Source organism: Pseudovibrio sp. W74 (assembly GCF_001623085.1).
Taxonomy (GTDB): Bacteria; Pseudomonadota; Alphaproteobacteria; order Rhizobiales; family Stappiaceae; genus Pseudovibrio.
In genome coordinates this window covers 27,822-52,843 of record NZ_LMCJ01000025.1, presented here as the reverse complement: position 1 = coordinate 52,843, position 25,022 = coordinate 27,822, and the positions used below count along the sequence as shown (strand labels likewise).

At 48.5% G+C, this 25,022-nt stretch carries 29 protein-coding genes and 3 pseudogenes; 22 read left to right on the top strand and 10 right to left on the bottom strand.

What is annotated here, in order from left to right; all coding sequences use genetic code 11:
* Positions 1-42: 42 nt before the first annotated feature.
* The 6 genes from PsW74_RS18495 to PsW74_RS30230 form a co-directional block, all read right to left on the bottom strand.
* Entirely contained in the window at positions 43-1,086 is a 1,044-nt protein-coding gene (locus tag PsW74_RS18495) for an IS110 family transposase (RefSeq protein WP_063305849.1), read from the bottom strand.
* Positions 1,087-1,584: 498 nt separating this feature from the next.
* Positions 1,585-2,706, bottom strand: coding sequence for a hypothetical protein (locus PsW74_RS18490; protein WP_063287384.1), 1,122 nt, complete (start codon positions 2,704-2,706; stop codon positions 1,585-1,587).
* Positions 2,707-2,788: 82 nt separating this feature from the next.
* Entirely contained in the window at positions 2,789-3,649 is an 861-nt protein-coding gene (locus tag PsW74_RS18485; RefSeq protein WP_063287383.1) for a formate/nitrite transporter family protein, read from the bottom strand.
* A 102-nt stretch (positions 3,650-3,751) separates the two neighbouring features.
* Positions 3,752-4,696: a DMT family transporter gene (locus tag PsW74_RS18480; RefSeq protein ID WP_063287382.1), complete on the bottom strand. Its 945-nt coding sequence runs from the start codon at positions 4,694-4,696 to the stop codon at positions 3,752-3,754.
* Positions 4,697-4,751: 55 nt separating this feature from the next.
* Positions 4,752-5,225 (bottom strand): thioesterase family protein, encoded by a 474-nt coding sequence (locus PsW74_RS18475; RefSeq protein ID WP_063287381.1) that lies wholly within the window; start codon positions 5,223-5,225, stop codon positions 4,752-4,754.
* Between the two features lie 12 nt (positions 5,226-5,237).
* The gene (locus PsW74_RS30230; RefSeq protein ID WP_153042353.1) at positions 5,238-8,438 is read right to left on the bottom strand and encodes an AMP-binding protein; all 3,201 of its coding nucleotides are present in this window, start codon (positions 8,436-8,438) and stop codon (positions 5,238-5,240) included.
* A 226-nt stretch (positions 8,439-8,664) separates the two neighbouring features.
* On the opposite strand from PsW74_RS30230, the gene PsW74_RS18465 reads away from it, so the two are divergent.
* The 6 genes from PsW74_RS18465 (at position 8,665) to PsW74_RS18440 (ending at position 12,338) form a co-directional block, all read left to right on the top strand.
* Positions 8,665-9,321 carry a short chain dehydrogenase gene (locus tag PsW74_RS18465; RefSeq protein ID WP_208988059.1) on the top strand — a complete coding sequence of 219 codons (657 nt, stop codon included), beginning with the start codon at positions 8,665-8,667 and terminating at the stop codon, positions 9,319-9,321.
* A gap of 38 nt (positions 9,322-9,359) precedes the next feature.
* The gene (locus PsW74_RS18460; RefSeq protein ID WP_193775919.1) at positions 9,360-10,061 is read left to right on the top strand and encodes a glutathione S-transferase family protein; all 702 of its coding nucleotides are present in this window, start codon (positions 9,360-9,362) and stop codon (positions 10,059-10,061) included.
* A gap of 99 nt (positions 10,062-10,160) precedes the next feature.
* Positions 10,161-10,874 carry a pyridoxamine 5'-phosphate oxidase family protein gene (locus PsW74_RS18455; RefSeq protein ID WP_082830612.1) on the top strand — a complete coding sequence of 238 codons (714 nt, stop codon included), beginning with the start codon at positions 10,161-10,163 and terminating at the stop codon, positions 10,872-10,874.
* Positions 10,875-10,914: 40 nt separating this feature from the next.
* On the top strand, positions 10,915-11,514 hold the full coding sequence (locus PsW74_RS18450) for a short chain dehydrogenase (RefSeq protein ID WP_063287378.1): 600 nt from the start codon (positions 10,915-10,917) through the stop codon (positions 11,512-11,514).
* An 83-nt stretch (positions 11,515-11,597) separates the two neighbouring features.
* A complete protein-coding gene (locus tag PsW74_RS18445) occupies positions 11,598-11,834 on the top strand; it encodes an Lrp/AsnC ligand binding domain-containing protein (protein ID WP_057462486.1) in 237 nt (78 codons plus the stop codon).
* A 39-nt stretch (positions 11,835-11,873) separates the two neighbouring features.
* Positions 11,874-12,338 (top strand): carboxymuconolactone decarboxylase family protein, encoded by a 465-nt coding sequence (locus PsW74_RS18440; RefSeq protein WP_208980643.1) that lies wholly within the window; start codon positions 11,874-11,876, stop codon positions 12,336-12,338.
* A 269-nt stretch (positions 12,339-12,607) separates the two neighbouring features.
* Here PsW74_RS18440 and PsW74_RS18435 read toward each other — a convergent pair.
* Positions 12,608-12,957: pseudogene (locus PsW74_RS18435) on the bottom strand (DDE-type integrase/transposase/recombinase); the annotation flags it as partial.
* A gap of 70 nt (positions 12,958-13,027) precedes the next feature.
* On the opposite strand from PsW74_RS18435, the pseudogene PsW74_RS18430 reads away from it, so the two are divergent.
* From PsW74_RS18430 to PsW74_RS18410, 5 genes and pseudogenes are all read left to right on the top strand, one after another.
* Positions 13,028-13,150, top strand: a pseudogene (locus tag PsW74_RS18430) (transposase); the annotation flags it as partial.
* Between the two features lie 47 nt (positions 13,151-13,197).
* A pseudogene (locus PsW74_RS18425) lies at positions 13,198-13,944 on the top strand (IS30 family transposase); the annotation flags it as partial.
* 423 nt (positions 13,945-14,367) lie between these two features.
* Positions 14,368-14,859 carry a MerR family transcriptional regulator gene (locus PsW74_RS18420; RefSeq protein ID WP_063287375.1) on the top strand — a complete coding sequence of 164 codons (492 nt, stop codon included), beginning with the start codon at positions 14,368-14,370 and terminating at the stop codon, positions 14,857-14,859.
* A gap of 79 nt (positions 14,860-14,938) precedes the next feature.
* Entirely contained in the window at positions 14,939-15,178 is a 240-nt protein-coding gene (locus tag PsW74_RS18415; protein ID WP_208609212.1) for a hypothetical protein, read from the top strand.
* Between the two features lies 1 nt (position 15,179).
* A complete protein-coding gene (locus PsW74_RS18410; protein WP_193777963.1) occupies positions 15,180-15,887 on the top strand; it encodes a hypothetical protein in 708 nt (235 codons plus the stop codon).
* A gap of 543 nt (positions 15,888-16,430) precedes the next feature.
* On the opposite strand, the gene PsW74_RS18405 is transcribed toward PsW74_RS18410, so the two are convergent.
* Positions 16,431-17,108 (bottom strand): S24 family peptidase, encoded by a 678-nt coding sequence (locus tag PsW74_RS18405; protein ID WP_063288094.1) that lies wholly within the window; start codon positions 17,106-17,108, stop codon positions 16,431-16,433.
* Positions 17,109-17,366: 258 nt separating this feature from the next.
* Between PsW74_RS18405 and PsW74_RS18400 the strand changes: the two genes are divergently transcribed.
* The 4 genes from PsW74_RS18400 (at position 17,367) to PsW74_RS18380 (ending at position 21,397) form a co-directional block, all read left to right on the top strand.
* Positions 17,367-17,690: a helix-turn-helix domain-containing protein gene (locus PsW74_RS18400; RefSeq protein ID WP_082826815.1), complete on the top strand. Its 324-nt coding sequence runs from the start codon at positions 17,367-17,369 to the stop codon at positions 17,688-17,690.
* Positions 17,691-17,955: 265 nt separating this feature from the next.
* A complete protein-coding gene (locus PsW74_RS18390) occupies positions 17,956-18,333 on the top strand; it encodes a hypothetical protein (protein WP_193777962.1) in 378 nt (125 codons plus the stop codon).
* Positions 18,315-20,597: a Mu transposase C-terminal domain-containing protein gene (locus tag PsW74_RS18385; RefSeq protein ID WP_063288090.1), complete on the top strand. Its 2,283-nt coding sequence runs from the start codon at positions 18,315-18,317 to the stop codon at positions 20,595-20,597. The genes PsW74_RS18390 and PsW74_RS18385 overlap by 19 nt, the downstream gene beginning before the upstream one ends.
* Before the next feature lie 32 nt (positions 20,598-20,629).
* Positions 20,630-21,397 carry an ATP-binding protein gene (locus tag PsW74_RS18380; protein WP_063288089.1) on the top strand — a complete coding sequence of 256 codons (768 nt, stop codon included), beginning with the start codon at positions 20,630-20,632 and terminating at the stop codon, positions 21,395-21,397.
* A gap of 95 nt (positions 21,398-21,492) precedes the next feature.
* Here PsW74_RS18380 and PsW74_RS28895 read toward each other — a convergent pair whose 3' ends face one another.
* Entirely contained in the window at positions 21,493-21,669 is a 177-nt protein-coding gene (locus tag PsW74_RS28895; RefSeq protein ID WP_193775940.1) for a hypothetical protein, read from the bottom strand.
* A 314-nt stretch (positions 21,670-21,983) separates the two neighbouring features.
* Between PsW74_RS28895 and PsW74_RS18370 the strand changes: the two genes are divergently transcribed.
* Genes PsW74_RS18370 through PsW74_RS18345 form a run of 6 tightly spaced genes read left to right on the top strand, consistent with a single transcriptional unit; the run spans position 21,984 to position 24,096 of the window.
* On the top strand, positions 21,984-22,331 hold the full coding sequence (locus PsW74_RS18370; protein ID WP_063288087.1) for a hypothetical protein: 348 nt from the start codon (positions 21,984-21,986) through the stop codon (positions 22,329-22,331).
* Positions 22,325-22,585 (top strand): hypothetical protein, encoded by a 261-nt coding sequence (locus PsW74_RS18365; protein ID WP_063288086.1) that lies wholly within the window; start codon positions 22,325-22,327, stop codon positions 22,583-22,585. The genes PsW74_RS18370 and PsW74_RS18365 overlap by 7 nt, the downstream gene beginning before the upstream one ends.
* Entirely contained in the window at positions 22,575-23,204 is a 630-nt protein-coding gene (locus PsW74_RS18360) for a DUF3164 family protein (protein ID WP_063288085.1), read from the top strand. The genes PsW74_RS18365 and PsW74_RS18360 overlap by 11 nt, the downstream gene beginning before the upstream one ends.
* 9 nt (positions 23,205-23,213) lie before the next feature.
* On the top strand, positions 23,214-23,426 hold the full coding sequence (locus PsW74_RS18355) for a hypothetical protein (RefSeq protein WP_063288084.1): 213 nt from the start codon (positions 23,214-23,216) through the stop codon (positions 23,424-23,426).
* Entirely contained in the window at positions 23,423-23,680 is a 258-nt protein-coding gene (locus PsW74_RS18350) for a DUF2312 domain-containing protein (RefSeq protein ID WP_063288083.1), read from the top strand. Before PsW74_RS18355 ends, PsW74_RS18350 begins: the two co-directional genes overlap by 4 nt.
* 11 nt (positions 23,681-23,691) lie before the next feature.
* Positions 23,692-24,096, top strand: coding sequence for a regulatory protein GemA (locus PsW74_RS18345; protein WP_063288082.1), 405 nt, complete (start codon positions 23,692-23,694; stop codon positions 24,094-24,096).
* Positions 24,097-24,098: 2 nt separating this feature from the next.
* Here the strand turns inward: PsW74_RS18345 and PsW74_RS18340 are convergent, their stop codons facing one another.
* On the bottom strand, positions 24,099-24,413 hold the full coding sequence (locus tag PsW74_RS18340; RefSeq protein WP_063288081.1) for a hypothetical protein: 315 nt from the start codon (positions 24,411-24,413) through the stop codon (positions 24,099-24,101).
* A 137-nt stretch (positions 24,414-24,550) separates the two neighbouring features.
* Here PsW74_RS18340 and PsW74_RS18335 point away from each other — a divergent pair, with 137 nt between their 5' ends.
* Positions 24,551-24,964, top strand: a complete 414-nt coding sequence (locus PsW74_RS18335) for a hypothetical protein (RefSeq protein WP_063288080.1) — start codon at positions 24,551-24,553, stop codon at positions 24,962-24,964.
* Positions 24,965-25,022 lie beyond the last annotated feature (58 nt).

Below are 25,022 nucleotides of genomic sequence, written 5' to 3'. Positions count from 1 at the left end.
TCCATGCTTATGCTCTGTCGCGAACTTTTAAGGAGGTTCTGGTTAGATCGCCTCCATATCAGTTGTATGGTTGTCAAACTCCGTGCAATTATACAATACGCTCCAGGCAATCCTTGCCAGCTTATTAGCCAGGGCGACGGCCAGTTTATTCTTATGCAGTCGCTTGGATGCCCGTTCCAGCCAGTCTCCAAAGCTCAAGTTCTGCCAAAGTTTCGGTCGCATCATCAAAACGTGTGCCGCTTGCACCAACAGCATGCGTAAATAGCGATTTCCGGTTTTCGATATTTTGCCGAGGATGGGCTTGTCTCCTGTGCTGTACTGGCGCGGGACCAGGCCCAACCAAGCGCCAAGGTCTCGTCCGCGTTCAAAAGCAGATCCGTTGCCGATGGCGGCCACCAGCGCGGTGGAGATGATGGGTCCGATGCCGGGGATACTCATCAGCAGTTGGCAGCCAACGTCATATTTGCTGATCTGTTCAATCTCGGTACTGGTCGCATCGATGCGTTCGTCTAGCCACAGCCAGTCTTCATAAAGGCCGATCAGGATGTCGTGCATGCGCGAAGAAATCTCATTGGCGCGATTGTCGAGAATGGCGAACAGAGAGTTTCTCAAACTGCTACTACCTGTGCGCACCGCAATTCCTTGCTCTAACAGGAAGGCCCGGATCTGGTTGATGGTGGCGGTACGACGCGAGACCAATCGGGATCGAACTCGATGCAGAGCTTGCAGATCGAGCTGATCCTGGCTCTTTTCCTGCACGTAATTCAAATTGGGCCGCAGCACGGCCTCGGCCACAGCTTCAGCATCGTTGTAATCGTTCTTCTGGCCTTTGACGAAAGGCTTGGTGTATTTGGCGGCGATGATACGGGGATCGAACCCCAGTTTGCGCAATGTTCGGCTAACAAAATGCGCACTCATGCACGCTTCCATGCCCACAATACAGCGCGGCAACTTCTCGAACGTAGCCACGAGGGACAGACGCCTGATCTTTTTCCGAAAAGCGTAGCTACCATCGTCATTGAACCCAACGATGTGTAATGTATCTTTGCCAATGTCGATGCCGACGGAAAGAAGTTCTGTGATCATGGGACTGCTCCGGTTTCATGAGAACAGGATCACTATAGAGCCTGCCCCTTAGGGGAGCAGGCGGTCCATCCCACTACCGGACCTTCGGACGTTTCCATCAAGGGTTGAGTACAGCTTAGGTAAAGTGTTACGCAAGCTCTGAAACGAGATTTCGTTAAAGTGAGTCCTCAATATGAGGCAACAACATCTCTACTTTTAAACTCGATCAGTTAGCGGGGGATTGCCACCTGCCTGCCTCACCCAGCAGCATCCTAGAGTGTCATACCTTGAACTACTCAGAAGTTCCTGAGCTATATTGGTATTTATCGGAATCTGAGGTGCCCCCAAGTGCGTTGTACCCCGGCTTCGACGGTTGTGCCACTGAAGCAAGAAGATTTGAAGAAACCAACGCTGTTAGTTCTTGCAACATTTGTGTCTTGCATAGTGTCAAGTTCGGTTATTGGGCAAAATGCTGCGCAGTATGATTATCTATCTGCGCTAGACTTTGCAACAGAGCGGTTATTTACGTGTCAGAAGCATTGCTACAGAGATATTCCGGAATGAATAATCTTCCGGAGTGGTCTTCAAAAGGGTTTCTGCTGTCTTGTAGATCTGGTCTAACAGATTTGCTTTTGATGGTGTATCGGGGAGATTTCCACGCAACACTGCTTGAGTGAATGCCCGGAAGAAGTTGACATAATTGGTAGCATAGCGATCCAGATCTTTGTCTTGCTTGTAAGCTTCAACAAAGGGGACTGGCACTTCATAGCTTTCTGTTCGATCCAGCGTGTAAAGACCGGCCAGATTATACGCTGAGTTCGTTAAAGGGGATGTCAGCTCTTCCAGACTGCGGAAATAGACTGGCTGATAGTATCTCTCATATACTTGCGAGGAAATATTGCCGAGTTTGACATGCGCTAGAAGAGCGTCGTTGAGAAGGTCGAACAGGCCGTCGCAGGTGCGGAGTTCATTTGTACAGCCGAAGACCTGAACCATAAGCTTGCCGCCTGATACAAGTTCGTTCGCCCGGGCGGTTAAAAAGGCTGCCATGTCATCTTCGGCTTGCTTCGCAAATATCTTACTCTCTTTTTCTGTGACGTGACCGTTTGCCCGCCTTTTGCTGGGACCGTTTGGCAATACGTATCCGGGCAACTTATCAAGCGGGCGTTCGGACAAGTAGCCGATTGAGTTGAAGGTAGTGGCGACATGAACGCTGTCTGCTGGCAGTAATTGATCATACATCGATCCGCCAACGGCTGCTGATGAGACCCGCTGTGAGCCGAATGTTGATTGTCCGTCAGGTCTTAAACCAAGAAATAACTTAGAATAATCATTTGTCGGCAAATCAGAATGGATCGTCAGAAACGGGCGGTCTGTCTGCTGCATTGTCTTGCCGATGAGGTGACGCATGACAGAAATAGAATTGCGTCCTTCAGAACACCCAAAGTCTGCAAAGGTAACTGGTCCTGAGCTTTTTTCTAAGGGCAGACTTGAGAGAGTGTCTTCTAACCAGGGTAGGACGGCTGCGATTTGCTCCCACTGTGGGGCGGAGTTGGCATCATAAAAACCGCCGCCAGCCATGCCGGTCATGCCTGTTGGGCGACGCTGTGTACCCACTGTCTCTTGATCAAGATTTGTCATAAATTTCTCCTGAAAATCGCTAATATTGCGTCGGATCTATAATTTCGTTTCTAAATGTATCAAGCGTTTAAATGGCATATGCTTAGAGCATGTCGCGTTCATAAGCTGATGTGTTCACCAAGCGCGCGCGCGAGTACGTTTCCTTTATGTCAGCGGAACGCATGTGAGCTGCGAACAGCGGCAGCCCGGTGAGAGCGAGTCCTCCGACCAGATTACCGATCACGACCGGGATCTCATTCCAGATCAGATAATCGAGAATGGAAAAGTCTCCACCCAGTATCAGCGCCGTTGGAAACAGGTACATGTTGACTACCGAATGCTCGAAGGTCATTGCAAAGAACAGCATGATCGGCATCCACATTGCGATGACTTTTCCGCTGACCGAGGTGGAGACCATTGCGCCAACCACACCAAGGGATACCATCCAATTGCACAGGACGCCGCGGATGAAGATAGTCATCATGCCGCCCATGCCATGTTCCTTGTAGCCCACCGTGCGGTTCTTACCGATGTTCGCGATGACCTCGCCAACATGATTGACTGGTGCTGAGAAACCGTAGGTGAAGATGACAGAAGTTAGAAAAGCGACCAGCAGGGCGCCTAAAAAATTGCCGATGAAAGTAATCGTGATCGCCTTTACCACACCGCTAAGAGTGACGTGGGGCCGCCTGTCAATCCAGGCCAACGGGGCAAGAACGAATATTCCGGTAACAAGATCGAACCCCATGAGATATAGCATGCAAAAACCAACAGGAAACAGGACAGCCCCTACGATGGGGAAGCCGGTTTGCACGCCGACGGTGATTGCAAAGACCGCAGCAATTGCCAGAATTGCGCCAGCCATGAAGGCCCGGATCATCAGAATTCTTGGGTTTATGAAGATTTTTTCCTCACCCACGTCAATGATCTTTTCGACAAAGATGCGCGGTTCGTTATAAGACATTCCAAATCTCCATGTTCTATAAACCAACTACTCCCAAACAATGGTGCGGGCAGCACTCTTCCACCTGCTAGATGTTTGGGTGATACGGACGTTGAGCGGACTTCATCTGCTTCGTGCCATGCTTTCCTCCGGGGTTTGGGTTTCAATCACCTTTGGTGCTTTATGCCTGGTGACAATCAATATGCCCACCACGATCAGGCTGAGATTGAACATGAAATAAGATCCGAAACCTTCATCGAAGAATATCCATGCCAGCAATACAGTTATGGGTGGGCCTAAGAAAAAATAGCTCTGCGAACGTGAAATATCGCCGCTTCGTATGAGAATATAAAAAAGCACCCAGCTTCCTAGAGAAAGAACAACGCTTAGCCAAAGTAATGATCCAAGCAGAGGGACGGACCAGTTGATGACCATTGGCTCGAAGGCAAGCATTAGTCCAAACACGGGGATGAGCGCACTTAAATGCTGGATCAGTGACCCTGTCATCAGGTTCATGTGCGCTATAAATCGCTTTTGGTAGAGCACGCCTGCGACCATGCTGAAAAGACACAGGACTGTAAGCAACACCCCGCTATAGGTGTTATTATCTAAATTGGCTTTTTGATTGACGACGAGCAGGACACCTATTGTCCCGAGCAACAAGCCCAGTATCAGTTTGAAGCTGAATCTTTCGCCCAGAAAAGCGATTGCCCCCACAGAGGCGAGTGCTGGATGCAGTGCCATAATCAGGCCAACTGTGCCTACATCCATCCCCCATTCATATGCGATCAGCATACCTGTGAAGCAAAATCCGTGTATGAGAATTCCGGTCACGCAGACATGGAATACTTCTATCGGTTTATTGTGCCACTCAGCCTTGATTAAAAAAATGATGCTTAAGAAAAGCGGAACTGGAGCGGCTAATCGCAGGGTTTGAAACGTAAACGGATCTGTATATGCGATGCCGATTTTCGATGCCACATACCCCGAACTGTAAAGAATGACGAACAACAGCGGTAAAACCTGATTAGCAATTACCGCCGGGTTCGGTCTTTGGCGTGGAGGCATATATTCGTTTCCAGTTCGCTTTCCGTGATTGAATAAGAGGTTAACCAGCTGTTATTTAATCACAATCTGCCGCTGCCAGATATTCACGGAGGTAGCTTTTGAAATCAGGTGGAATTTCGGCAGTTGCAATTTTGCCGTGTTCGCCCGACGCTTTGGCGTGAATGACTGTCAGCTGGCCTCTGGAAACATCTTCTTCGCGGCCATCGCTCAGCTTTTTACAGATGAAAAAATTAAGCACCAGTGACTTTGTGCCAATCCGGCCAACATTTATGGCGATGAGTATCTCATCGCCAAAGGTCATTGGTCGCAGAAAATCGCAGTTCACTGAGAGGATCGGCCACTTTTGATCTTTGGCCGGATCGCAGATACTCATTCCGCCTTGCTGGAAAAACCTCGTCTCCGCATATTCTACATATCGAAAGATATTTGAAAAATGCGCGATGCCTGCCATGTCTGTTTCGCAAAACTCTACATTTTTGGAAACAGAAAACAGCTTCGCATTTGATGACACTTCAATGTCTTTAAGCATTATGCAATCCAATCAAGCTGTTTCGCGGATGACACGCTTTAGTTTTTTTCCTGTGACCCCTTCGTTAGACCCGGGAGAAACCTGCTTGATTTCAGTGATATCCGGAAGGTTATTCTGGTTGGAATATACGAATATTCTCTGCGCGATATCTGCGAAAGGCAGGCCTTCTTTGATTTCTGCTTCAACCTTTAAAGTTCCTTCAAGTTCGCCTTGGACCACTGTACAATCGAAGATCTCAGGAATATTTTTCAAAAAGGCCTCTTCGAGCTGGCAGCTATAGTAGGTTTTGCCGCCCAGCAGCATCGAATCGCTTGTTCTATCAACGTGGTAGTAAAGGTCATTCTCGCCTTTGTAGATTAGGTCTCCAGTAAGCCAGTAGCCGTCAAGAATGGCGTCTGCGGTCGCCTCTTGATTCTCCCAATACCCTGAAGTCACACTCGGTGATTTAACTCCAAGCCTGCCGACTACGTCATAATCGGTGATTTTTTTGTCCTGTTCATCAAAGAGCGCGACTTCGATCCAGGAAAATGGTTTACCCACACAGCGGTTGTAGTTGTTGGTCTTAAGCGTGTGGATGTTTCGAAAGATCCCAAAAGCGAATTCCGAAGAGCCCAAGTTATCAATAAACAGAGCACCATTTACGCGTTTTCCATCCTCATAACGATGACCGTATTGAAGCATTTTTCTGACATGAGGCTCATGACATGCATCCGCAGTACTCATCCATATATTGATGGAGGCGAGGCGGTCTGGATCAATGTCAATCCGACACAAATCAACATAAACACTAGGGAATGCGAACATTATTGACGGCTCAAAAGTCTCAATTGCCGCCGCTATCCCTTCAGGAGATTTATCTGAAGTGACAATCAGATGGTTCATACGCATTATGTTGCTCATCAGCATTGTGATGGCAGCCGCATGTGAGATCGGTGCAGCCGATAACATAGCATTGCCGAGCTTCTTACCAAGCTGCTTCTTGACCCCGTAAATTATCGACTTTTGACTAAAAGAAACCGCCTTGGGAAGACCCGTCGTACCGGAAGTATGACTAATGAGAACAGTATCATCATCCAAGTGATCATAGGTTTCACAGGGAAGCGAGAAAGGTTGTTTTTCCACCTCAATGATATCTGTTGTTGGACATTCGAAATTGGCGTTGTAGGTGAGGATCTCACCCAGCCTTTCCCCTTCAGAAACAAGCAACTCAGGCTTGATCTTTGATAGATACTTACTCGCAATTTCCGGCAAAACTCCGCCATTTAAAAATGCAGGGATAGCTCCGATCTTCGTTAAAGCGAGGTAGTGAAGATAATAGGAAATGCTATCATCTAAATATAATGCGACAATGGATTTCGCCCGTATACCCAAATGCCAGTAGCAAGATGCTATATGGTTTGCTTTCGCTACCAGGTCATTTAAGGAAAATGCCCAAGCTTGTCCCTCAATATCAATGTGAGTGACTGCTGTACGTTCATTATCTACTGCTAACTCGTGGACGCGAAAAAGAAAATTTCCAGCCCCTATCGTTGGGTCATTAGCTATTTCACTTATCAGAGAATCCTTGTCCTCAGCGCTGTCGCCGTTTGTATTTTCCGCCTTGCGCAACATGTGCCGTTTTAATTTGCCCGTTTCGGTTTTGGGCAAACTGTCAACAAAGATAATCGATCTTGGATATTTGTATGGTGATATAGTGTTCTTCACATGCTCTTGTAACGCCTCAACTAAGCTCGGTGCTTTGCTATTCTTATCGGCCAGAACGACATGCGCGCGGACGATACTTCCTCTATCTGGATCTGGTATACCTACAACTGCACATTCTCGAACGGATGGATGTGAAAGCAGTGCTTCTTCAACTTCAGCAGCAGCTATATTGTAGCCAGACGAAATAATCATATCGTCTGCTCTAGAAACGAAGTGTAGCTTTCCATCCTGATCTTTGCGGAAGAAGTCGCCGGTGATGTTCCAACCATCTTTGACATATTCGGCCTGTCGGTCATCATCCATATAGCGACAACCTGTTGGTCCACGGAAACCCAACCAGCCCGGCTTCCCAATCCCGACAGGTTTCATACCATCATCAAATACTTCAACCTCGTACCCCTCAATTGGCCAGAGGCCAGCAGAGCCTGACTGAAAGTCTTCCAGGCGGGTTGAGATGAATGTGTGTAGTGCCTCGGTTGACCCCATCGCATTTATGATTGGAACGCCTATACGATCTTGCCAGTGTTCTAACACTGGTTGCGGTAAGTTCTCACCAGCGGATACAGCGCAACGTAAAGTCTTGAGAAGTTTGCAGTTAACTTCTTCAGAAAGCATAACTTTGTATGCTGTTGGTGCGGAGAAGCAGACAGTTGCATCATACTGGCCGATAAATTCTGCCAGATTGAATGGTGACGTCTGCTCCAACAAAACGGCAGCTGCGCCAAAGCGTAACGGGAACACCGCCAAACCGCCCAAACCGAAAGTGAATGCCAACGGAGGTGTACCTATACAGACATCACCTGGCACAATTTTTAGGACTTGCCTTGCAAATCCATCAGCAATTGCAAGGATATCGCGATGGCGATGCATGGTGATTTTAGGCTTCCCGGTCGTGCCGGATGTACTAGCTAGCAGTGCAATGTCGTTCTGAGAGGTTTTAGCTGCCTCATACTTAGTCGATTTGAAGATTGCCTTAGCATTCACAGTCGCTTTGTCGTCAATGATTGCCGAAAATTCCGCAATTTTAAGATCAGGGCGTGTGTTTCTATCCAACAGGCTTAGCTCTTCATCTAAACCTTTTTGGCAAAGAACCAAATCTACCTTAGCCCTATCGATCAAGATGCTCAGTTCGCCCGCACGCATGAGCGCAATGGTATTGAAAGCAACTGCACCAACCTTCAAGATTGCCAAAAAGCACGCCACCATCATTGGGCAGTTTCTCGACCTAATCATGACCCGGTTCCCAGGCATGACGCCGAAATCTTCACTGAGAACTCTAGCAATCTGATTTGAAAGATCTCTAAGCTGCTGATACGTCAATGTACCATTTGAGCCGATTAAAGCCGGATGTTCGCCGAACCCCCGCTCCACTAAGGCATCAACTAGTTCAACTCCTACGTTTAACTTCTTTTGATATGGGTAAAGATCAATTTTAAATTCTGGCTGTAGTTCAGTTACTGGGAGATTATTGTTGACAAATTCGTCAACATGCCCGGTTTCAAGCAACATTTTCATCAGCCTCCTAAATAATAATATTTATAATATTACTCTTATGTAAAATATATATTTTAGATTTGATAAGATCAATTCAATACTATCGTTATCGATATAATACTTGTTTTTTTATGATCAAATTTCAAGAACCAAATAAATGAAATGTTTTCATTTTTAAATTCGAATATTCTAATTTAGAAACTCTACGGTAATATGTGGATATAAACCCCGAGGGTGACTGATGAGCCATGTACGAAAAACGACCAATCTAGCGGAAATGAACACCTCAAGTCGGGCTCAACGAATTGTTGTAATTGGTGCAGAAGGACATGTTGGAACGACGATATGTGCTGCGTTACCGGACCATCACGATGTGATTAAAGTTGGACGTAACAGTGGTGACGTAAATGCAGATATCTCAGAGAGATCCTCTATTGATGCCATGTACAAAGAGATCGGAAAAGTAGACGCTGTTGTTCTGGCTGCTGGTGCGGTTCATTTCTGCCCTCTCGAGCAATTTCCTGAAGATAAATTTTTATTTAACCTCACGCACAAGGCAATGGGCCAGATCAACTGCGTACTCGCAGGCCTAAACTATCTCAATGACGGCGGGTCGTTTACCCTATCAAGCGGTATTCTGGATAGAGACCCGATCCGAATGGCAAGCGGTGCAGCTGCTGCCAATGGTGCTATCGGCGGATTTGTGAAGAGTGCGGCGATTGAAATGCCACGTGACACTCGGATTAACGTTGTTAGCACGGGGCTCCAGGACATTTCCGTCGAACGATATGGAAGCGTTTTTCCTGGTCATACTCCAGTCTCATCAGAAAGGGTCGCAAATGCCTATCTTAAGTGCGTTGAGGGAGGCATTAACGGACAACTGGTGACCGTAGACTAAGGTGTTTGAAAGCAATGCTGCATGGGGGGGGGCAAAGTTTGAAATTTAAACTCGTAAGCTATAATTTATGTCCTTTTGTGCAGCAGGTATTTATAGCCCTGTCGTTGAAAGGCCTCGATTTTGACATCGAATATATCGACTTGTCGAACCCTCCAACGTGGTTCACAAAAGTTTCCCCGCTAAAAAAAGTGCCAGTTCTTTTCGCTGGTACAAATCAGGTGCTGTTTGAATCTATAGCAATAATCGAGTTCATTGAGGATTACGCTGAGCAAAAGACATATCCGTCGGACTTGTTTGAACGATCCCGTGACCGTGCGTGGATTCAGTTCATTAACCAGCTGATGTGGAGTCTGTATGATCTTTCCGTAATGGGGAGTGAGGAAGAATACGGTTCAACTGTAGGAACGCTTCATAAAAAGCTCGATGAACTGGAAGCTGCCTCGCACGGTGGGAAGTACCTTTTTGGCGATTCATTCTCGCTCGTAGAAGCCGCAGTAGCGCCATTACTTCTTCGCTTGAGTTATCTTGACGAAATAGCCCCCGGTCTTCTTGACGAAGTACGTCATAGCAATATTTGCAGAGTCAACAACCAGTTAATGGCTGACGCAAACGTTCAACGCTCAGCTCACAGTGACCTAAAACAGGCTTATTACAAATTGCTCGGGAAGCGGCAGGCGTACTTGTCCACTTTCCTGCCTGAGAAATTCAAATCAGCTGAAAGCACGCCTTTAAGATATTGATCGGCACCAAATTACAATTTGCCAGGACAATACATTTTCATCTCAAAACCGCAGTTTTTTTCTGAGTCATGCGAGCCATAGAAAATTGGAAAAAGTAATATGACGTCTACTAAAGTATTTGAAAAAACCAAAAGGTCTACAATTAAACGAGCCCCTGAATACGCAGATTACAGCGAGCAAGCAGTCTACGATATATTGGATAGCGGGTATATGTGTACGATTGCGTTTGTACTCGACGGCAAGCCCTTCTTAAATCCCACACTTTACTGGCGCAAAGGTAATTACGTCTATTGGCATGGTCTAGCTGGCAGCAAGATGTTGCTTGAACAGGCCAAAAAAATTGATGTTTGCTTCAATGTAAGTCACCTGGACGGGCTGCTTTTAGGACGCTCAGCTTTTCACCATTCTGTAAATTATCGCTCGGTCACGATCCATGGCAAATCAGAGCTGGTTGAAGACAGTAATGAGAAGATGGATGTCGCATTTGAATTCGTCGAAACATTATTTCCTGGTCGCCGCTCAGAGCTGCGTGAGCATAAAGAAGAAGAAATCCAAAAGGTTAAGTTCATGCGTTTGCCAATTGAGGAAGTATCCGTAAAGCATCGCTACGACAACTCTGTCATGGATATTTTGAGAAGGCAGCAGAGCAACGCACTTAAGGAGTATGGTCCTGAAGGTGTAAACCCCCACTGTTGGACAGGAACAATTCCAATTCGCACAATACTTGAAACACCGATTCCAGATACCGCTACTGATCCAAACATTCATTCGCCTGATTATTTGTCCCAATCTAAATTCAAACGCGAGTTCTGAGGCAAGTTGAAGTCTAGATCACTACCAAGGAGGGAATGAGGTGAAAATAGTTGTTATTGGTGCAAGTGGAGATATTGGTCGAACGGTTTGTAAAGAGCTCAGCAAGAGACACGAAGTTATTAGAGTTTGCCGCAGTTCTGGTGACTATCAGACTGATATGACTGACATGACATCTCTTGAAAAGCTATTTAATGCGATTGGAGAAGTGGACGCTATCGTAGTGACAGCAGGCTCTGTTAAATTTGCAAAATTGCAGGAAATTTCTCAAGCTGAATTTATGTATGCACTCTCCGATAAAGTCATGGGCCAAGTGAACGTTGTTCTTGCAGGTATGAGTTATGTCAGAGATGGTGGATCCTTCACCCTAACAAACGGGCTATTGGATCAACATCCTGTTCCAAATGGTGTTGGCGCTGCGACAGCAAATGCTGCACTCTCTGGTTTTGCAACAGCTGCAGCGATTGAAATGCCTCGCAACATTAGACTGAACGTCGTGAGTCCAGGCCTCATGGACATTTCCTATGAGCGCTATGGAAAAACCCTCAAGGGGCACGAACCAGTTTCTTCAAAAATTGTCGCCGCAGCTTATGCGAAAAGTGTTGAGGGATCCGCTTCTGGGCAACGTATTATAGGAGAATAAAATCAAGGAAAGAGATCTCTACTTGCCTCACATTCTTACTTGCAAACCCAATTCTAAAATGTCCTTTTGGAGGCCTTACAACGATGCGGTGTTTATTTGTCCAGATAAAATGCAAACCAGGATCGTGGCGTAGTATCGCAAATGAGATTGCCATCAAAGAACTACATTCCGAGATTTATTCGATCAACGGTGAATATGACATCATGACAAAAACATATTTGGAAGATTTCAACGAAGCACCAAACCTTGTTTCCAAAATGGTGAGCGATATCGAAGGCATTGAAAAGACTTCAACTATGTTCGCATTCGATCCATTCTGAGCGTTAGTTTTATCGCCAGTTGACAGTTTAGATATAGAGATGATCAACACTGGAGAAATGGAATTGGGATTAAATTATTTTGAGATAAACGCAGATGCCGTAAATTCACTCCTCTCTATCAAAAAGCAGGTCCCTGCAATTGAGGAAACCCTGAAAACTTTGGTGGAGTTGCGTGTTTCACAAATCAATGGCTGCGCATACTGTGTAGATTTGCATTCAAACGAAGCTAGAAAAGCTCATGTTCATCAACAGAAACTGGATTGCTTACCGGTGTGGAAGGAGAGCAACCTTTTCTCACAAAGAGAGTGCGCTGCCCTCAGTTGGGCAGAAAGCGTCACGAGAATCTCTGAGGAACGTGAATCTGAGGGCAATTTGAACCTTCTATTGGAGACCTTCACGGAAAAAGAAGCCGTAGATTTGACATTCATCGTATGCGCAATGAATGGTTTGAACCGCCTTGCTATAAGTTTTGGCGACAAACCCAAAAGTTCAGTTTCTAAATAGATTTCTCATAGGAGCATGATCGTGCTGTCGGTGTCTCGTAAATCAAATTTCAGTTTGCCCAACGTATTGAACTCGGGCGCAATGTCGCCTTAGAACGCAGGATATGCGAGGGGCATTCTACTTAAGATATGCAACGTCAACATTTGCCCATCACTTCTAAATTGCAAACTTACGGGATTTGAGCATTGCCGCGATTACGTGTGTAAAGCATCCGGCTCTGTTGCAAACGTGTCTTAGAGCGCAATTTGTGTGACTTCAGGGCTATCTTATTAGATTTTATCGCTCTGAAGATGGTTTTCAAGCATGGTCATAGCTTCAGATAGAGCACTTGGGCCAATTCCGAAGGCCCGCTCAACGAGGCGGGCTTCACCCAGAACATCCTTCGAGAAGTTGAAGGCACCAGCCTGACCTTTGCGCAGTGCCCGCATTACTTCAAAGCCTTTGATCGTCGCATAGGCGGTCTTCATGGTTTTGAACCCGCGTACAGGTTTGATGAGCTGTTTCAGTTGCCGTGATCAGCTTCGATGATATTGTTCAGATACTCCACTTGGCGATGTTCAGTGTCCGTGGGGCATTTTCCTTCTGCTTTCAACTCGGATATAGCAAGGCCATATGTTGGGGTAATCCCCCCGTTATTTGATCAAGTTTAAAAGTAGAGATATTGTTGCCTCATATTGAGGTCTGATTTTATGAAGAAATCTCGTTTCAGCGACAGGCAGATCATTGCAATCTTGAAGCAGGGCGACAGCGGCATTCCGGTTGCTCAGCTGTGCCCGGAACACGGTTTGAGCGCGGTGAGTTACTATAAATGGTGCGCCAATGATCTCAACGATGAAGTCTACCGAAGAAGAGCCACGCAGTATCTGTGAAGCTGCGCAGCAAGTGGTCTCCAGAACAGATTGCCGGCTGGCTCAAACGTAGCTTTCCAGGAGACGTAAACAAGCAGGTGTCTCACGAGACGATATATCGAAGCCTTTACATACAGGCCCGCGGCGTATTGAAGAAAGAACTGCTGGACCATCTGCGTGGTAAACGCACGATACGTCGGTCCAGACACGCAAGCCTCAACCGGAATAGTTTAGGCCAAATTAAGGATGCCGTTTCGATCAGCAAAAGGCCTGCTTGCGTCGAAGACCGTGCAATACCGGGGCATTGGGAAGGAGATCTGATCGGAGGATCCAAGAATAGCTACATCGCCACTCTTGTTGAGCGGCAAACACGCTATGTCATGTTGATCAAGGTTGCCAACAAAGACACGAGCAGTGTTATCTCCGGGTTGATCAAACACACCCACAAATTGCCAAAAGAGCTTTACAAATCCTTGACTTGGGATCGAGGCAAGGAGATGGCAGATCATCTAAGCCTGACATTAGTAACGGATGTTGCTGTATACTTCTGCGACCCAAATTCACCGTGGCAACGCGGATCAAACGAAAACACGAACCGCTTGCTGCGGCAGTATTTGCCCCGAGGCACTGACTTATCTGTACACACGCAGCCTGAACTTGATGCAATAGCAAGGCAACTCAACCAACGACCCCGCAAGACCTTGCAATATCAAACCCCAGCTGAGAAGTTCTCACAGTGTGTTGCCGCGACCCGTTGAATCCACCTCACTCAGCAACCAGCTGACCAAAATCGACCTATGGTTGAAGTCACGCACTGGCCGGGTGCGTTTAGATTAAGGCCGAGCGGCTTCGTCCATTGGTCACAAGCGACTTGCTACACCAGCGAGGCTCTGTGCTTTGACCAACGTCAGCAATGAGCGTATTAATACCGAGTAGAGAACTTCCTATCCCACAAACCAGTCGCCTGCCCCCTGACGTTGCCTCAATCCTTGATAGAAATACACGAACGTCTGGTTAGTGGTACATCGCAAACGAAGCATTCAATCCATTTCTTAAGCTTCTTCATAACACCCAACGCACAACACTTCATCTAAAACAATCAGTTAGAAGATATTTTTCGCTTCACTTGACCCATTTAAATAAAATGGTACTCTTGACCCAATTCAAAAAATGAGTCGAGCATGATTGGGAATAGTGACACTTATAGCCGTACATATACGGCTTCCGAAGTTGCCAAGATCGTTGGGATGAATATTGAGACGTTGCGGGTCTGGAGGCGACGGAAGCAGTTGGTGCTTGAGGGCGAGCGCCAAGGCTGGACCCGATATACCTTTAATGATCTGATGGCCGTTGCCACCTACCACAACATGGTACGCTCTCACTGCACAAATACGATTGCAGAGCTGATTGCCGGGACTGTCTCACAGCAGCTCGCCAACAAATGGTCTGGTATTCTTGGCACAGAAAGTAGTGTTTTCTGCCTTTGCAACAATGCAATGGATGAGGAAAATATTCAGCTACAGATGCATGTCGGACTGGAAGAGCTTCTGGAGGCGATCACTCAGATTATGCGAAGCTCAAAACGTCAGCCTGCCTATCATATTGTCGATTGCGGAGCTTTGTTTTTGAAAGTGCTCGTATCTTACACCAAGGTTTGTGAGGAGAGCGAATAACCGCTTTGGCTCATTAAATCACAGGCCCATGCTATCGGCATCAAAACATCTATAGCCTTAAGATCAAGAGGGGATCGATATGGCGAGAGCGCAGTTGAACTTGAGTATCCAGCCGTATCGCATGCTGAAGAGAGCTGATGCGGCTTCCTATTGCGGACTAAGTGCAACCAGCTTCCTGGCCAATTGTCCGGTTCCCGCTGTTCTTCTTCCCGGAGGGCGCAAGGTCTGGGACGTCAAGGATCTGGACCGTTGGATTGAAGGCTTAAAGGAAGACAGCCGTCCATCAGATGATGATCTCCTCAATCAGCTGGGGGCTTGATATGGCGATAATCCGGGTCAAGGGCTTCAAGATCTTCAATGACCAGCATGGCAAGCTGCGGTGTTATCATCGCAAGACTGGTGAACCGATCAATCTGGAAAAAGCGCCAATTGGCAGCGCTGCCTTTCTGGCGGAATGTGAGCGACTGACAAGCTTGATGTCAGTGGCTGATACCAGCAGACCGGGTACGCTCGGCAATCTGATTGACAAATATCGCGCCGGCTCTGCCTTTCTTGAATTGGCTGAGCGCACTAAGTCGGATTACCAGAAGGTCTTTGATTATCTGGCGCCAATCAACAACACACCCCTCACCCGCTTTACCTCACCCTTCATTGTCAAACTCAGAGACAAGGCAGAGGAGCAGCGTAAGCGGCGTTTTGCAAACTATGTAAAACAAGTGCTTTCCGTTCTGTTTTCATGGGGTAAGGAACGTGGGTTCGTCAAAGAAAACCCTGCTCTTGGGATTAAGTCCATTCGCAAACCTAAGAACGCTCCAATCGCCAACAGGCCCTGGACGGATGACGAGCGCAGGGTCGTTTTAAAACACGCCCCGGCTCAAATGATCCCTGCCCTTACCTTGATGATGTATACGGGGCTTGGCCCACAAGACGCACTCACGCTTTCCAAACAGCAATACCAAAATGGGTTCATCTCAACCCGGCGCGCCAAAACAGGGGCCCGGTCTTTTGGCCTGTCATTGCACCTTTGAAATCAACTCTTGATGATGCGCCAGATCACGAAGCGCCAACGCTTTGTGCAAACTCCAGAGGGCAACCATGGACTGTCTCGGGGTTCAGAGCATCATGGCGCAAACTACGCATCCATCTTGAGAAACAGAACCTGATTGAGCCGGGCCTTACTCTTTATGGTCTGCGGCATACAGTGGCGACCATTTTGCGGGAGATTGGGCTTGAACGACAGAGATCTTGCCGCTGCGCTTGGGCATGAGACAGAAGCCATGGCACGGCTTTATGCCAAAGGTGCTGATTTGCGCAAAAGCATGTCGGATATTCCTGTCCGATTTGAGAAGGAAATCACTTGTGGGGGGGACTGTTATTCTGCACAGAGGTATAGACGGGTAAGATTGTATGAACCCGTTGAAACTTCTAAATTATATCGTTTTGGGCAGGGAAACGCATTTTGCACAGTGTTGCGCGAAACCCATTCAAAATGGGCGCTTAAGTGTGCATATAACGGCCATTAATGCGCAAAAGAAAATGGTGCGTTTGAATTGGGTCGCTCTAAAATCAGTTTAACTGAAGCGGTGACCACACCACACTACTTTGCCGATGATATGAAAATCTTCAAGATCAGCGCGGTTTAGCAGCTCGTCTTTATACTCGGGGTTCTGACTGATTAGCTCGACATCACCCTGTATTGTTGGGCGCAGACGCTTGACCCGCGCCAGCCCACCATAAACGAAGGCATAAACTCCATCTTGTAGTGCATTACGCTTTTTATCGACCATCACCAGATCGCCATCAGCGATGAGCGGGTCCATGCTATCGCCGCCTGCGGTAAGGATAATGAGGCCGTCTGAGCTGCTTCTACCCAGTTTTCCGCCTAAAAACTCTTTGGTGAACGGAATATCTTCCACTCTCTCGATACTATCGCCATTAAAAGCGCCACTGCCCGCCGCGAGACGAATATCTACGCGCGGGATGATGGTGAAGCCCCCACTTGAGGAAGAGCTTACTCCCCCAAGGCTCGGCAACTCTTTACCCGTGAGCAACCAATCTAAAGATGCACCTGAAAACTCCGAAATTCGAATTAAATGATCATACTTCGGAATTTTGGCTTCGTTCCACATCCTATTAAAGGTTGCCCCTGGTATACCAGCATCTTTTGCCCAGACAAATGGATCTTTGCCGGTTTCCGAAATCAGTTCCTGTAACCGTTTCTGAAAATTAATTTCTATTTCGGACTTCAAAATCAAAACTCCGAACTCATTTTCGGAAATGTATCCACATTTCGGACTTCAGCTAATCATTAATTTAACCAATAACTTAGCCTAGAAATTACGATCAATACCGCAAATCTAATTCCGAAATCCGTTTATGGAGTTGAAATGTCCATAAATGGAGTTACATTATCTTCATTCGTTACCAACAAATGCAAATCACCAAGGTGAGCTGCACGGTGAATAAAAAAGCGGCTGCTGCAACAGTCCGCTTTTTAAGGAGATACAATGGCTAGACGCACACCCCAAATGAAGTGGGACAAGCATTCAATCAAGGCTGAGTTACACCGCAAAGAGTGGACGCTCACCGAAATCGCTGCCAGAGAAGGCATGCACCGTACCACGTTGACCAAGGCTCTGGATACCGGAACCGGACGTGGCGCGGAGCTTATCTCCAAATATCTCAATATTCCTTTGGAAGAGCTTTGGCCTAACCGGCGCAAGCGCTCTGCCCATGTCATCTACAATAGCGACAAACACGGCCCAAGCGCTAGTCAGAAAAACCGACCTCTCGCTGACACTCCACTTACCGAGGCAGAGGTGGCGGCATGAGAACGGCTCGCGCAACACGATGTGTTGCCCTGCGGTTTTATCGGCGCTTTGATTATCACGCGGGACAAGACAATCTCCTCAAAGACTTTGCCAGTGCGATTGCCCTTGGGATGTTCACCACTGCGTTTGTGCTTTGGGTTTGGATGTTGTGCGTAGCAGTCGCGTCTTACAGAGTGGGATACCCACTATGAGAGCCCGCCGCTGCCAACATACTGACGATTTACTGAGCTGGCAGCCTCCACAGGTGGAGGCCCGTTTTGAACCGATGCGGGTTCGCTCGGCAACTCCTTCTGGCAAAGTCTGTCGGGCTTTATCTGAGGCCATGAAAGAGGATGGCCGCAGCCGCGAGGAAATCGCAGCAGCCCTGTCTGAACATCTTGGGGAGCCCATCAGCCGGGACAGTCTGGATGCATGGGCAAGCGAAGCAAGGGAAGCCAGCAATATTGCTGGGTACCGCCTGATCGGCCTCGTTTCCGTTTTGAGATCAAAAGAACTGCTTAACGAGCTTCTGGCTCGCACTGACATGATTGTGGTGGATCGGAAGTATCGCCCTCTCATTGAACGGCAACTGATGGAAGAAGCGCAGACGCGCATCAAGAAAATGATCCAGAAAGCAGACAAAGAATGGAAGGGTTTGAAATGAGCGGAACTGTTCCAGCCCTATCGGATAACGGTACGAAGCGTGAGTGGTTTACGGCGCTTGAATTTGCTGACTTTCGGCTGCCTAACATCCCACTGACAGAACGTGCTGTTCAGCTAATAGCAAAACGCTCAGACTGGCAATCTACTTCCCTTGCCCGCAAACGTAAAGGTCGAGGCGGCGGCTGGGAGTACCACATTGACTTACTACCAGAGCCAGCTCGTAAAGCGTTAGAAGCTCGGTTCAACATTGAGCGTCTTAACGCAGACGTGCCTGTTGTGCAGGCTAAAGCGCCCGCAAAAACAGCTGTGACTTTGGCGGATGCTGACGGCGCACAACGTCACGCTGCGGAAGCTCGTAAGCAGATCTTGCAGATGGTGGAACAGCTGGTCATGCGCGGCATGGCTTATGACAAAGCTGTGTGTGGGTTCACCGCCAAGGTGAAAGGGTTGCTGGGCCAAGAGGTTCTCAAGCCAGACGAGGAGCAGCTGCTTAAGCTGGTGCGGACAGCCAAGGACAAGGGCACTGGGATTTCCCGCCGTGCTATTTACAACTGGCGCAAGGCATTTAAGGAAAGCGGTTTTGCGGGCTTGATCCCCGGCAAACGCAAACAAGATGCGCTGAATGCTGCCCGTTACGAGTGGGCTCCGGGCTTTCTGAAGTTCTATGCGGACCCACGTAAACCAACTGTGGCACTGGCACTAGATCAGTATCGCGCCAGTCTGGAAAATCCTGCACAGGCCCCAAGTTACGACCAGGTCAAACGCTATCTAACCAAGCTGAAGAAGGCCGACCCGATTGCCGCCTATAAAGGCCGCGAAGGTCTGCTGGCGCTCAAGGCCCGCAAAGTCTATGTGAACCGGTCAACTGAAGGGTTGGAACCAACCGACATCTATACAGCAGACGGCAAGACCTTTGACGCTTTTGTCGCGCACCCATTTTCCGGCAATCCGATCCGCCCTGAGATCACCAGCATTTTGGACGTAGTGACCCGCAAATGCGTTGGTTATTCCATCGGACTGAATGAGAAGGCCTACGATGTTTCTGAAGCCCTGCGCAATGCCAGCATGACAAGCGGTGTTGCTGCGATTTTCTACGTAGACAACGGTAAGGGCTACAAAAACCTGCTGCTGGATGAAGCTGCAGTAGGCATGCTGAGCCGCCTTGGCACACACAAAGAACACAGCATAGCCTACAACTCGCAGGCTCGCGGTATTATTGAGCGGTTTAACGGATCAGTTTACACCCGCCTTGCCAAAACGCTGCCAAGCTATGCTGGTCGTGATCTGGACCGGGAAGCCGCGCTGAAGCTACACAAGAAGATCAAGAATGACCTTAAAGAAACCGGCGCATCCGAGTTACTCATCAGCTGGAACGAGTTCCTCAAAATTTTTGATGGAGCTTTGCAATACTACAATGATCGACCTCATTCTGCGCTGCCACAGGTGCGTGGAAGCATCACCGGCAACACTCGCCATATGTCTCCCAATGAATATTGGGCTCAATTTGAATCTCACGGTTTCAAGGCCGTCACTCTTGACAAGGAAGACAGTGACGACCTGTCTCGTCCGGCAGTTCGTCGCAAGGTTTCCCGTGGCCTCATAACAATTGAAAAGAACCGCTACTTCGCTCTGGAGCTTGAGCGTTATGACCGCCGGGAAGTCATGGTTTGTTATGACATGCTGGATGCAAGCCAGGTATGGGTGCGCGAGCTTGATTATGTGGACGGCATTGAAACTCCGGGTGCGCTGATCTGCACTGCCAAGTTTGAAGGCAACAGCCAAGCTTACTTCCCCAAACCGGTTATCGAAAGCGCCCGCGAGAAAAAGGCGAAGACAGCGGCCAAACGGCTGGAAGACAAGCTGCGCCGTGTCGAGCAGGAGCAACGACCGGGCTATCTCATGGAACATTCTGGCGAGCAGCCCATGGAAGTGTTTGCTTCAGCCCCCGGCTTTGAAGAACGCGCCGACGACAATCTTGTTTCAATGGTGATGAAGTCGGCTCAGTCCGACACCAACGTGGTTCACATGGCGGAACCAATTGAAGTTCATGAACCGCGCCCTCAACCCACAACCAAATCCGGCAGGCCAGTATTTAAGTCCAAGGAAGAGCTTGCTGTTTGGGTCCTGGATAATCCTGAAAAGATGACTGATTTGGACAAAAAAATCCTGTCGGACTGTCTGACCAACAGGACTTATCTGGACCTTTTTGAAGCGCTTGCAATCGATACGGAGAGCCTTCGAACTCTCCTCCGTGCCGCTGCCTGACGCCCCTATAAACGCACTTAAGGAACTAACAGATGCGGAATGACTTTGTAAAGACCTCCAACGTGCAGCGCTTTTTGAATGCGCTGACTGCCCTGAATGAGCGGGGTGCACAAGAGGCTTGTCTGGTAGTCGTGGACGGACTACCGGGACTTGGCAAAACAACCACTTTACAAAAGTGGGTTGCCCAAACAGGCAGCATATACCTGCGGGCCAAGAAAGAATGGACCCCGAGCTGGTTCATGAACGAGTTGTTGGAATCCTTACGGGTGCACCCACCTCATGCATTCCAGAAAAAGTACCGCAAAGCTCTTGAGGAATTGGCTGGACGACAAGCTTCTGCAGGCATTGAGAATAAGGCCTTTGGTCTGGTGATTGATGAGGCGGACCACGTCTCCGGCAAATCAGCCATATTGGAGACCATCCGCGATATCTCCGACATGATTGAGCTGCCAGTCATTTTGGTGGGCATGGGCAAAGTGAATGATAACCTGACGCGCTTTCCGCAGGTCGCCTCCCGTGTTTCTCAAAAAGTTCGTTTCAAAAAATGCACTGAAGACGATGTAAGGGCTCTGATCGACGGGCGCTGTGAAGTGCCCGTGGCCGACGACCTTTTGAAGTTCGTTCATAAAGTATCTGGTGGCTACAACCGCGAAATCTTAGAGGCCATTGCCAACATCGAACGCCATGGCATCCTCAACCCTCCCGGTCAAAGTGGTTTGACTTTAGCTGATATGGCTGGGGTAGCCATCATCAATGATCGCTCCTCCAACCGACCTGTCATGGTTCCAGGAGCGCTGTAATGAGCAACCTACCAGGAGCCATTCCCACCGCTGTTCTCTACGGTCTTTGCGACGGTGTTTGCAAGACAATGGATGAACTCGATAACGAGCTACACTTAAATCGCAGACAGATCTCTCTTGGCGCAACCAAGCTCATATTCCGAGGTCTCGCAGAACGAGTTGAGATCGGCTGCTTTCAACTCACCACGGAAGGTAAGAAAGCTGTTGCGGATGGTGTTCAGCTCACAAGCGGACCAATAAAACCGGACCGTGGCGCTTGCAGAGTTCCTCATAAAGATACTCTACGCCAGAGAGCCTGGAATTTCATGCGAATGGGCAACTCGTTTTCGATTGCAGACCTATTGATGGCCACAAAACTAGGCGGAGAGAAAACTGCAGAAAACAATCTGCACGGTTACCTACGTACACTTGTGAAGCATGGTTATTTGATCGTGTTGCCCCGCTGCGCACCAAGCACAAAACCAACATCAAATGGGTTCAGACGATGGCGCCTCTTAAATGATACCGGACCAATAGCACCCGTATGGAGACGTTCCAACGATACTTTGTTTGACCATAACCTGGGCAATTCCGGGGAGGTCGTATCATGCAAATAGATGTACGCGGCCTCCTTGAAGAACAGGTGGCAACACTTGGAAGCAGACAAGCTGTTGCAGATGCTTTGGACGTATCACGTACGGCAGTCAGTCTTTATCTGGCTGGAAAACTTGAGGCCAATGGTGGACGAGTAGATCGCTTTGAAAGCCGTGCCATTGAGCGGTTTTGTGACCGCGTGCTGTGCCCATACCTTGGGTCAGACATTAGCCGGGAAAGCTGTCAGAGCAACTGTGATCGCGCCATACCAACCAGTGACCCGGCAGCCTTGCGCCATTGGGCAGCCTGTCAGCGCTGTTCCCTGAACGCCTCCCGAACAGGTCAGGAAACAGCATGCTAAGCGGCCTCCTGAAAGAGCTGCGCGTTCTGTTTCTAGCCTCACGTTGCAATGAGGTTATGGAGCCTAAAGCTCATGAGCTATTTGCCCAATCCCTGCTAACGGGAACCGAACTGGCTGAGCATTTGGAACGCCTTGCAAAAAGCAAGGTGACACCTCTGGAAGCCTCCCATTTCAACGACCCCAAAATTGCTGTGTTCCCGACCCTGAGCCGGGACACAAAATGTATTCAAAAAGGAATTGACCATGACACATGAAACTAACGCTCAGACAATCCCGGAAGGTTTTTGGAAGAACCCGAAAGGTGCTTATGTTCCGCTGGAGACAATCAAGCTTGAGCACCAGGAAGAAGATGCTCTGGTAAAGGAGATCGTTGAATCTGCCCGATGTTTAAATAAAGGACTTGCCAAGTTTAAAGCCGATGCACTTGGGGATGTGCAGGCTTTCCGTGATCTGATTGCCGAGAAGTACGGTGCTAAGCGTGGTGGCAAGAAGGGCAATATGACCCTGCTGACCTATGACGGAACTCTGGCTGTTCAGGTCGCAATCTCAGAACACATCAGTTTTGGCCCCGAGCTTGAAGCAGCTAAGTCGCTTATTGACCAGTGCATCAGCAAATGGAGCGAAGGTGCGAACCAGAACTTGCGGGTGTTGGTGGATGATGCCTTTCAGGTGGACAAAGAGGGCAAGATTTCAACCTCTCGCGTTCTGGCACTGCGCCGCTCCAATATCGAAGATGAAGATTGGCAAAGTGCGATGGATGCCATCTCGGACGCTGTGCGCGTCACCGGATCTAAGACATACCTGCGGATTTACCAACGAGACCCGATGACAGGCACGCAAACCCCAATCTCTCTCGATCTTGCAGCTGTCTAGGAGGCCATAATGAGTAATCAGCAAATGGGATACGACCTGCGCCGTGAGCATGAGCGTTTCAATATTATCAAGGAGTACTGGAACCGCCGTGGTCATCAAATCTGCGGAATCGTTTCAGTAAACCATGAGGATGGCCCAACCCAGATTTACACCACAACCACAGATATGAAGAATGGGTGCCCTGTCGGGCATCCGGCTAACCGGACAGGAGCCGCATTATGAGTAACGCAGGTGGCGTAGCAGCCGATCAACTCCGCGCATTTATAGAGCGTGTTGAGCGCTTGGAAGAGGAAAAGAAGGTCCTCGCAGACGACATTAAGGATGTTTACGCAGAAGCGAAGGGCAACGGATTTGACGTGAAGGTGATGCGTAAGATTATCTCCCTTCGCAAACGCAAGCCGCACGAACGGGAGGAAGAAGAAAGCATCCTCGACCTTTACCTTCATGCGCTCGGCATGGCTGGACCGGTTTCTTAAGGAGAATTTCAATGAGCCGGTATCTTGCACAAATTCATATTGCGAAGAAGGATCTGGGGCTTGACGAGGACAGCTACCGGGATGTGCTGGAGCGGGTAACGGGCAAGCGCAGTGCAAAGGGTTTGAGTGAGGGACAACGTTTGCGCGTTGTAACCGAGTTCAAATGTCTAGGCTGGGAGCCAAAAAAGCAGGGCGGCGCGTTCCGCCCTGCCTCCAGCAAGGGCTATGTGCGTAAGCTATACGCTCTGGCTAAAAGCTTGGATGATCTTGGTTACTGGAAGATACCTTACAAAGATGCCTTACGCGCCTTTGTCAAAAACCGCAGTGATGTCGATGATCCCGAGTGGCTGACCTATGATCAGGCCACCCCTTTGATTGAAGCTCTGAAAAAGATTGAAGGGAGGTTATCAGAATGATTTTAGTGACAGCGGCCAACTTCAAGCGATTTCTCTGTACCAGTTTGAAATACTATCACTACAAAGCTGTGGTCCTTCGGCTTCTTGATGTCGCGGAGAAACTGCTTGCAAATGACTTGGTCAATAACAAGGTACCAGTCAATCCACGCTGCAGAAGAAAACAGCTGCAGGATGTGTTCACTATTCCATTGAGCGTGATCAATCCGGTTATATTCAAGAACTTTTTCGATGGCATCCTCCTGCCATGGCTCAGGGTTTGTTTCGGCCTGCACACTGGAAGCAAACAACAGGACAAACAGAGCAAGCGCAAATCTCATAGTAAATACCTTTTAAAACAATCGAATGTGATGTGCACATTCAATCAGTCTGGTGGGCCATTTGCAATCTTGGGAGGCGCTCATGGCTGAGTTTCACCCAGTTACGATCGTTCCCTCCAACCGGTCTGGAGGGCGTCATGGTTGAAGCAAAACATCTAACTGAGGACATGCGTGATATCTATGACATCTGCGGCAAGGAGGTGGTTGAGGAGCTTTTAAGCAAGCTGCCGGGGGTGGAAGTGAAAATCCCACTCAAGTGGAGCCAGAACAATCCTTTAGCGCTCATTGACCGTGTCTTTGCCGATTTACTGATTGCGGAATTACCGGGCAACAAAATCTATATCCCAACCCATGTGGGCCGGGGGGAGACCAGAGAAGCGGCGTTAAAAATGCGCAAAGATGGCATGACAACACTCGCAATTGGGTTGGAACTTGGCGTTTCTGAGCGCTATGCCCGTACCCTGGTCTCGGGCAAGAAACTACCCAGGCGCAAACCGGTTGACCCACGTCAGATCGACCTGGAGGATTTGCTAAAAGAGCAACCTCCATGATTTACCCCTTGCGGAACTGCTTCCGTCGCACGAGATCCCAAAATATATGAGGCTCGCC

What these genes read in the sequence shown, in the direction of transcription:
- PsW74_RS18465 (WP_208988059.1), top strand. Translation starts at nt 8,665, where the DNA reads ATGAGCCATGTACGAAAAACGACCAATCTAGCGGAAATGAACACCTCA.
- PsW74_RS18420 (WP_063287375.1), top strand. Translation starts at nt 14,368, where the DNA reads ATGATTGGGAATAGTGACACTTATAGCCGTACATATACGGCTTCCGAA.
- PsW74_RS18335 (WP_063288080.1), top strand. Translation starts at nt 24,551, where the DNA reads ATGGTTGAAGCAAAACATCTAACTGAGGACATGCGTGATATCTATGAC.
- PsW74_RS18390 (WP_193777962.1), top strand. Translation starts at nt 17,956, where the DNA reads ATGCGGGTTCGCTCGGCAACTCCTTCTGGCAAAGTCTGTCGGGCTTTA.
- PsW74_RS30230 (WP_153042353.1), bottom strand. Translation starts at nt 8,438, where the DNA reads ATGTTGCTTGAAACCGGGCATGTTGACGAATTTGTCAACAATAATCTC.
- PsW74_RS18445 (WP_057462486.1), top strand. Translation starts at nt 11,598, where the DNA reads ATGCGGTGTTTATTTGTCCAGATAAAATGCAAACCAGGATCGTGGCGT.
- PsW74_RS18410 (WP_193777963.1), top strand. Translation starts at nt 15,180, where the DNA reads ATGGCGATAATCCGGGTCAAGGGCTTCAAGATCTTCAATGACCAGCAT.
- PsW74_RS28895 (WP_193775940.1), bottom strand. Translation starts at nt 21,669, where the DNA reads ATGAGGAACTCTGCAAGCGCCACGGTCCGGTTTTATTGGTCCGCTTGT.
- PsW74_RS18385 (WP_063288090.1), top strand. Translation starts at nt 18,315, where the DNA reads ATGGAAGGGTTTGAAATGAGCGGAACTGTTCCAGCCCTATCGGATAAC.
- PsW74_RS18400 (WP_082826815.1), top strand. Translation starts at nt 17,367, where the DNA reads ATGGCTAGACGCACACCCCAAATGAAGTGGGACAAGCATTCAATCAAG.
- PsW74_RS18350 (WP_063288083.1), top strand. Translation starts at nt 23,423, where the DNA reads ATGAGTAACGCAGGTGGCGTAGCAGCCGATCAACTCCGCGCATTTATA.
- PsW74_RS18360 (WP_063288085.1), top strand. Translation starts at nt 22,575, where the DNA reads ATGACACATGAAACTAACGCTCAGACAATCCCGGAAGGTTTTTGGAAG.
- PsW74_RS18490 (WP_063287384.1), bottom strand. Translation starts at nt 2,706, where the DNA reads ATGACAAATCTTGATCAAGAGACAGTGGGTACACAGCGTCGCCCAACA.
- PsW74_RS18340 (WP_063288081.1), bottom strand. Translation starts at nt 24,413, where the DNA reads ATGAGATTTGCGCTTGCTCTGTTTGTCCTGTTGTTTGCTTCCAGTGTG.
- PsW74_RS18440 (WP_208980643.1), top strand. Translation starts at nt 11,874, where the DNA reads ATGATCAACACTGGAGAAATGGAATTGGGATTAAATTATTTTGAGATA.
- PsW74_RS18345 (WP_063288082.1), top strand. Translation starts at nt 23,692, where the DNA reads ATGAGCCGGTATCTTGCACAAATTCATATTGCGAAGAAGGATCTGGGG.
- PsW74_RS18455 (WP_082830612.1), top strand. Translation starts at nt 10,161, where the DNA reads ATGACGTCTACTAAAGTATTTGAAAAAACCAAAAGGTCTACAATTAAA.
- PsW74_RS18380 (WP_063288089.1), top strand. Translation starts at nt 20,630, where the DNA reads ATGCGGAATGACTTTGTAAAGACCTCCAACGTGCAGCGCTTTTTGAAT.
- PsW74_RS18370 (WP_063288087.1), top strand. Translation starts at nt 21,984, where the DNA reads ATGCAAATAGATGTACGCGGCCTCCTTGAAGAACAGGTGGCAACACTT.
- PsW74_RS18485 (WP_063287383.1), bottom strand. Translation starts at nt 3,649, where the DNA reads ATGTCTTATAACGAACCGCGCATCTTTGTCGAAAAGATCATTGACGTG.
- PsW74_RS18475 (WP_063287381.1), bottom strand. Translation starts at nt 5,225, where the DNA reads ATGCTTAAAGACATTGAAGTGTCATCAAATGCGAAGCTGTTTTCTGTT.
- PsW74_RS18355 (WP_063288084.1), top strand. Translation starts at nt 23,214, where the DNA reads ATGAGTAATCAGCAAATGGGATACGACCTGCGCCGTGAGCATGAGCGT.
- PsW74_RS18415 (WP_208609212.1), top strand. Translation starts at nt 14,939, where the DNA reads ATGGCGAGAGCGCAGTTGAACTTGAGTATCCAGCCGTATCGCATGCTG.
- PsW74_RS18480 (WP_063287382.1), bottom strand. Translation starts at nt 4,696, where the DNA reads ATGCCTCCACGCCAAAGACCGAACCCGGCGGTAATTGCTAATCAGGTT.
- PsW74_RS18495 (WP_063305849.1), bottom strand. Translation starts at nt 1,086, where the DNA reads ATGATCACAGAACTTCTTTCCGTCGGCATCGACATTGGCAAAGATACA.
- PsW74_RS18365 (WP_063288086.1), top strand. Translation starts at nt 22,325, where the DNA reads ATGCTAAGCGGCCTCCTGAAAGAGCTGCGCGTTCTGTTTCTAGCCTCA.